The organism is Trebonia sp. (genome assembly GCF_049794275.1).
GTDB lineage: Bacteria > Actinomycetota > Actinomycetes > Streptosporangiales > Streptosporangiaceae > Trebonia.
Genome location: NZ_JBARCR010001078.1, coordinates 1 through 6493 on the forward strand (window position 1 = coordinate 1; position 6493 = coordinate 6493).

A 6493-nucleotide genomic window follows, 5' to 3' on the forward strand; every position below is an offset into this window, starting at 1 on the left:
CGGTGGATCCGTACGCACCAGGCGCCCTCGGCCGCGACGAGCGCGGTCACCGCGACGGTGGCGTCGTCGGTCTCAGCGAACGGCCGCGGCGTGCCGTCCGGCGCGGCGAGCAGGCGGCCGAGGTGCCGCTTGCGGGACGCGCCGACGAGCACGGGGAAGTCCTGGCCGCCGATGTGCGCGACCTCCCGCAGCCTTGTGAGCAGCTCCCAGTTGTGCGCGTCCGGGCCCTGCCAGTCTGGCTGCTTGCTGAAACCGAGCCCAGGATCGATCACGATCAGCGACGGGTCGACGCCCTCGGCGGTCACCGACCAGATCCGCTTGGCGAGCTCGTCCCTGACCTCCCGGACCACGTCCTCGTAGATAGCGCGCGAGTTCATGTCGTGGCTGTGCCCGCGCCAGTGCATGACGACGTAGGGCACACCGGTTTCCGCCACCAGCCGGGGCATGTACGGGTCGGCGAGCCCGCCGCTCACGTCATTGACCAGGCTCACCCCGGCCTCGAGGGCGGCCTCGGCCACCTGGGCGCGCATCGTGTCCACGCTGACTACTACCCCGGCCTTGACCAGTTCGGTGATGACCGGCATGACCCGGCGCAGCTCTTCCTCCGCCGAGACGCGCTGCGCTCCTGGCCGGGTGGACTCGCCGCCGACGTCCACGATGTCGGCGCCCTGCGCCACGAGGTCAAGGCCATGCTGGATCGCGGCCGCGGCGCCGTACCACTGACCCCCGTCGGAAAACGAGTCGGGCGTCACGTTGACCACGCCCATGACCAGGCAGCGGTCGGCGGCTGGCGCGCCGGGCAGGCCCGGGAGCCCAGGCAGGTTCGGCATCTTGCCTAGCTTACCTAGCCGGGCGTGACGCGGGGCGACTCCCGCCGCGCGGCGGCGCGCGCCCGCAGCCTGCCGAGTCCCAGCGCGCGGGCGAGCCGCCTGGCGTACCGCTTGACCTCGAGCTTCGGCCAGACCAGGAATGCCTCCGCCTCGAGCGCCGCCATCGCGATCCTGGGCGTGTCGCGGGTGCCGGGGTACACGAAGAACCGCGGCTCCCAGATCGGGCAGAACTTGGCGTTGAACTTGTACAGCGACTCGATCTGGAACCAGCGGGAGGCGAACACCAGCAGCCCGCGCCAGGCGCGCAGTACCGGGCCGGCCCCGATTCGCTCGCCCCGCTCGAGCGCCGCGCGGAACATCGCGAAGTTCAGCGAGATGCGCTTAACGCCAAGCCCAGGCGCGGCCTTGATCGCCTCCGTGATCATGAAGTCGTTCAGCCCTGGCTGGGCGGTCCTGTCGCGCCGCATCAGGTCGAGCGACAGCCCGTCGGCGCCCCAGGGCGCGAAGTGCAGGATGGCGCGGAGCACGCCGTTCTCCGTGGCGGTCATCAGCACGCAGTCGCCGTCGCCTGGACCGCCGATGCGGCCGAGCGCCATGGAGAAGCCACGTTCGGTGGAACTGCCCCGCCAGGAGTCCGTGACCTTGATGACGCGGTCAAGCTCCGCGCGCGGGATGTCCCCCACCCGCCGGATCTCGGCGACGTACCCGGCCTTGGCCACCCGGTTCACCATCTGCCGGACGTTACGCATCGAACGCCCCGACAGGCTGAACTCCGCGACGTTCACGATCGCCTCGTCGCCGAGCTCCAGAGCGGTCAGGTCGCCTTCCCGGCACCACACCTCGGCACCGAGCTCGCTGCATCCCATGACAGCGGGGCGCCAGGCGTGCCGTGCCGCCACGGTGAGGAACTCGGCGATGGCGCCGGGCCACGCCTCCGGGTCGCCGATCGGGTCGCCGGACGCGAGCATCACGCCGGACACGACGCGGTAGCAGACGCACGACTTGCCGGACGGCGACCAGATCACGTTCTTGTCGTTGCGCAGCGCGAAGTAACCGAGCGAGTCCCTGTCGCCCTGCCGGGCGAGCAACTCGCGGATCCGCGTCGCGTCGGCCGCCCCGAGGCGGGCCCTCGGCTGCGCGGGCCGCAGGAACAGGTACACGGTGACCACGAGCGTGAACAGGCCGAGCGCGCTGGTCAGCAGGTGGTACAGGTCGCCGCGTGCGTCGGATGCCCACTGCACGGGACCGTAGACGCCGACGAGCTCGTACACCACGTCCTGTACCCGCTCAGGGAACGAGTAGCTGCCGTCCAGCGGTCCCATGGCAAGGTAGCCGAGCCCGATGGCCAGGTCCGCGACGGCCAGGATCCCGAATACCCGCCACGCGTTCCACCCCCTGGTGCGCGGGTCGCCGAGCGCGTAGAAGTCCTCGTGGAAGAACAGCAGCACCGCGAGCAGGACGATCGCCACCACCGCGGAATAGGGCCGCGGGTCGCGCGGGAAATGGAGGAAGTGGATGACGATGTCGAACACGAGCAGCGCGAGCACTGCCTGCCACGCCCGCCGCTTGCGCCGCCGCAGGCCGTGCGCGAGCAGCACCAGCATCAGTCCGATGATCACGTCGGCGCTGCGCGTGACGTTGGTCAGCGTGCCCGGCACGAAGGCGTTGACGTTGTGCAGTCTGGCGTGCCAGGCAGGCTTGAAGATAGCGATGACGTCAGACAATCCGATAACCAGGCAGAGCAATGAGGCGATGCCTGGGACCCACGCCCGGCGCCTACCGCCCTTAAGCTGCGGCAGACCGGTCTTTTCCTCCCGGTCCAGACGATCGGCAGAGTTGTCGCTCATCTCAATTCTCTTGTCAGGCCCCGGATCACGAAGCATCAGCGTACTCATGCCAGGCTCACGACCTGCCGGTTTCGTGATCTGCTGAAGATTTTCATACCCGCTGGCTGGCGGCAACCTTCACGGACGCCGCAGCGGCTCCCCGCCAACACCGCTTGCCCCATAGACACGGTACCTCCAACCGTCCGCGAAAGACCTAACGACTCGTAAAGATGAGCCGCTATTACTTAGACGTGCAGGTTGCCGTTTTCGGTTGGATCTAATTTCGCCAATTTCGGTTACCCGCACAATGGGACTTAAAACCACAAATCCTCGCGTCGGCCCCCGCCCGTCTACCCATGGATACGTGCGAGCGGTGGCCCCGGTTCAGCGGTGGGCGAACAGCATGCTCATGGCCTCGGAGCGGGTCCGCGCATCCTTGCGGAAGATCCCGCGGACCGCCGAGGTAACGGTCTTCGCCCCCGGCTTGCGCACGCCGCGCATGGACATGCACAAGTGCTCGGCCTCGAGCACCACGATGACGCCGCGCGGCTCCAGGATCCGCACCAGCGCGTCGGCTATCTCGCAGGTCATCCGCTCCTGCACCTGCGGCCGCCGCGCGTACACGTCGACGAGCCTCGCGAGCTTGGACAAGCCCGTGATCTCGCCCTTCCCGTTCGGGATGTAGCCGATGTGCGCCTTGCCGAAGAACGGCACCAGGTGATGCTCGCACATGCTGTACATATCGATGTCCCGCACCAGCACGATCTCGTCATGCTCGGCGTCGAAGACGGTGGTCAGCACGTCTTCTGGCTGCTGCCGCAGGCCGGCGAACTGCTCGGCGTACATCCGCGCCACCCGGGCCGGGGTGCCGAGCAGCCCGTCGCGCTCCGGGTCCTCGCCGACGGCGAGCAGTATCTCGCGGACGGCGCGCTCAATGCGCTCCTGGTCAACCGGCGCCACTTCTGGAGTGAACTCGTCGGCCGCCGGCTGTTCGATCATCGGCGCGCCACTCTAGTCGTCGCCGTCGCCAGCCGAGGTGCCGCCGAAGCCGATCGCCTGACCGTTGGACGGCATCCCGCCGTCACCGAGCCCTGAGCTCGCCGCGAGCGCGAGTTCCTTCGGGGACAGCACCGGCGGGCGGTCGGAAGGCAGCCGCTTGCCGTACCCGGTGTACGTGCCGCGAGCCGGTCGCTTCTGCACCGTGGCGAAGAGCTCGAGGACCTCCTTGCGCGCCACGGTCTCCTTGTCAAGAAGCCGCAGCACGAGCGCGTCGAGGACGTCCCTGTACTCGACGAGCACCTCCCACGCCTCGTCGTGCGCGCCCTCGATCAGCCGCTTGATCTCCTCGTCGATCGACGACGCGATCTCCTCCGAGTAGTCGCGGCTGTGCGACCTGTCCATGCCGAGGAACGGCTCGGCGTCGCCGCTGCCGAGCTTCCGCGCGCCGAGCCGCTCGCTCATCCCGTACTCGGTGACCATGCTGCGGGCGATCTGGGTGGCCTTCTCGATGTCGTTGGCGGCACCGCTGGTCGGCTCGTGGAATATCAGCTCCTCCGCGGTGCGGCCGCCGAGCAGCATGGCCAGCTGGTCCTGCATCTCGGCCCTGGTGACAAGGAACTTGTCCTCGGTGGGCAGCGCCTGGGTGTAGCCGAGCGCGCGGCCGCGCGGGATGATCGTGACCTTGTGCACCGGGTCGGCGTGCGCCATCGCGTGCCCGACCAGGGCGTGGCCGCCCTCGTGGTAGGCGATCAGCTTCCGCTCCGACTCCGACAGCAGCACGCTCTTTCGCTGGGGGCCGGCCATCACGCGGTCGATGGCCTCCTCGAGTGAGGCCATCGAGATCTGCTTGCCGTTATGGCGCGCGGTCAGCAGCGCCGCCTCGTTGATCACGTTCGCCAGGTCCGCGCCGGTGAAGCCGGGGGTCCGCCTGGCGATGATATCCAGGTCGGCATCGGCCGCGATGGGCTTGCCGCGCGAGTGCACCTTCAGGATGCCCTTGCGGCCTGTCAGGTCGGGCTGGGCCACCACGATCTGCCGGTCGAACCGGCCGGGGCGCAGCAGCGCCGGGTCGAGGATGTCCGGCCGGTTGGTGGCGGCGATCACGATCACGCCGCCCTTGGTGTCGAAACCGTCGAGCTCGACAAGCATCTGGTTCAGCGTCTGCTCGCGCTCGTCGTGGCCGCCGCCCAGGCCAGCCCCGCGGTGCCGGCCGACCGCGTCGATCTCGTCGACGAACACGATGGCCGGGGCGTTCGCCTTCGCCTGCTCGAACAGGTCACGCACCCGGGAGGCGCCGACACCGACGAACATCTCCACGAAGTCAGAGCCGGAGATGGAGTAGAACGGCACGCCGGCCTCGCCGGCGACCGCCCTGGCGAGCAGCGTCTTGCCGGTGCCCGGCGGGCCGTAAAGCAGCACGCCCTTGGGGATCTTGGCGCCGATCGCCTGGAACTTCGCGGGATTCTGCAGAAACTCCTTGATCTCCTGGAGCTCCTCGATGGCCTCGTCGGCGCCGGCCACATCGGCGAACGTGGTCTTCGGCGTGTCCTTGGTGATCAGTTTGGCCTTCGACTTGCCGAAGTTCATCACCCGCGAGCCGCCGCCCTGCATCTGGGTCAGCAGGAAGAAGAAGAACAGCGCGAAGAGCACGTAAGGAATGAACGTCTCAAGCAGGGTGATCAGCGTGCTCGACTTGGGGATCTGCACGTCATAGCCGCCCGGCAGGTTACCCGCGTCGTACTCCTTCTGCAGCAGCTGCTGGAGCTGCTGGCCCTGCCCGGTGATGAAGTCCGCCTGGTACTGCTGGCCGTTCTTGGCGGTGATCTGGATCGTCTGGTTCTTGTCGGTAAGCACCGCAGAACGGACCTGGCCGCGCTCGATCATCTGCACGACGGTGGAGGTGTCCTTGGACTGGTAAGTGCTGCCGGAGTTCGCCCAGCCAAGCGTGATCGTTATGACCAGCACTGCTAGCAGCACTAGCAGCAGCGGGCCGCGGAAATAGCGCTTCAATTCCATTGCGAGCGACCCCTCGACCTGGGGCCGTTCCCTCCTGACCAGCCTAGGACGACAATCAAGGATTTACCTGACGGTACATCAACGTTACCCGGCGCGAGATGTGTTCCCTCCCCCGTATACCTCCGGCGCCAGCGTGCCGATGAACGGGAGGTTGCGATAGCGCTCGGCGTAGTCGAGGCCGTACCCGACCACGAACTCGTCGGGCACGTCGAAACCCGTGTAGGCCACGTCGACGTCCATCTGCGCCGACGACGGCTTGCGCAGCATCGCGCACACCGCCACCGAGGCGGGGTCGCGCGACCGCAGGTTGCCGATAAGCCACGACAGCGTGAGCCCGGAGTCGATGATGTCCTCCACAATCAGCACGTGCCTGCCGCTGATGTCGGTGTCGAGATCCTTCAGGATGCGCACCACGCCGGACGACTTCGTGCCCGAGCCGTAGGACGAGACCGCCATCCAGTCCATCTGGACGGGCAGGTGCATAGCGCGAGCGAGGTCCGCCATCACCATCACCGCGCCCTTCAGCACCCCGACGAGCAGCAAGTCGCGGGCGGCGTAATCGGCGTCGATCTGCGCCGCCAGCTCGGCGGTCCGCTTGCTGAGCTGGTCGGAGGTGATGAGCACCTCTTTCAGCGATGGCCCCATGTCCCCGGCGTCCATAGACCTGCTCCTTTAGTTCTCGAAACACAGCTCGCCGGCCCGGCGGGACGCGCGGACGCCGCCTGGCAGGTCGATCCAGCGCTGGCCGTGCCAGCCGGTGACAAGCTCCTCGATGCGGGCCACGTGCCCGGCGGTCAGTGCGCCCGCCGGGCAGCCCGCCGC

General features: G+C 68.1%; 6 protein-coding genes. All 6 read right to left on the minus strand.

The genetic code is table 11. From position 1 onward, the window contains the following. Positions 1–767 (minus strand): dihydropteroate synthase (gene folP, locus WA805_RS26925; protein WP_425243745.1); only part of this gene is annotated, 767 nt, incomplete at its 3' end. A 77-nt stretch (positions 768–844) separates the two neighbouring features. Continuing rightward, positions 845–2677 carry a phosphatidylglycerol lysyltransferase domain-containing protein gene (locus WA805_RS26930; RefSeq protein WP_422290592.1) on the minus strand — a complete coding sequence of 611 codons (1833 nt, stop codon included), beginning with the start codon at positions 2675–2677 and terminating at the stop codon, positions 845–847. 363 nt (positions 2678–3040) lie between these two features. Continuing rightward, positions 3041–3655, minus strand: a complete 615-nt coding sequence (gene folE / locus WA805_RS26935) for a GTP cyclohydrolase I FolE (RefSeq protein WP_422290591.1) — start codon at positions 3653–3655, stop codon at positions 3041–3043. Positions 3656–3667: 12 nt separating this feature from the next. Then, positions 3668–5671 carry an ATP-dependent zinc metalloprotease FtsH gene (gene ftsH, locus WA805_RS26940; protein ID WP_422274871.1) on the minus strand — a complete coding sequence of 668 codons (2004 nt, stop codon included), beginning with the start codon at positions 5669–5671 and terminating at the stop codon, positions 3668–3670. Positions 5672–5755: 84 nt separating this feature from the next. Continuing rightward, a complete protein-coding gene (gene hpt, locus WA805_RS26945) occupies positions 5756–6331 on the minus strand; it encodes a hypoxanthine phosphoribosyltransferase (RefSeq protein WP_422274873.1) in 576 nt (191 codons plus the stop codon). A gap of 12 nt (positions 6332–6343) precedes the next feature. After that, positions 6344–6469: a hypothetical protein gene (locus tag WA805_RS26950; protein ID WP_425243746.1), complete on the minus strand. Its 126-nt coding sequence runs from the start codon at positions 6467–6469 to the stop codon at positions 6344–6346. Between the last annotated feature and the right edge of the window lie 24 nt (positions 6470–6493).

Coding starts and splice junctions, on each gene's coding strand:
- ftsH (WP_422274871.1), bottom strand. CDS start 5,671: ATGGAATTGAAGCGCTATTTCCGCGGCCCGCTGCTGCTAGTGCTGCTA.
- hpt (WP_422274873.1), bottom strand. CDS start 6,331: ATGGACGCCGGGGACATGGGGCCATCGCTGAAAGAGGTGCTCATCACC.
- WA805_RS26930 (WP_422290592.1), bottom strand. CDS start 2,677: ATGAGCGACAACTCTGCCGATCGTCTGGACCGGGAGGAAAAGACCGGT.
- folE (WP_422290591.1), bottom strand. CDS start 3,655: ATGATCGAACAGCCGGCGGCCGACGAGTTCACTCCAGAAGTGGCGCCG.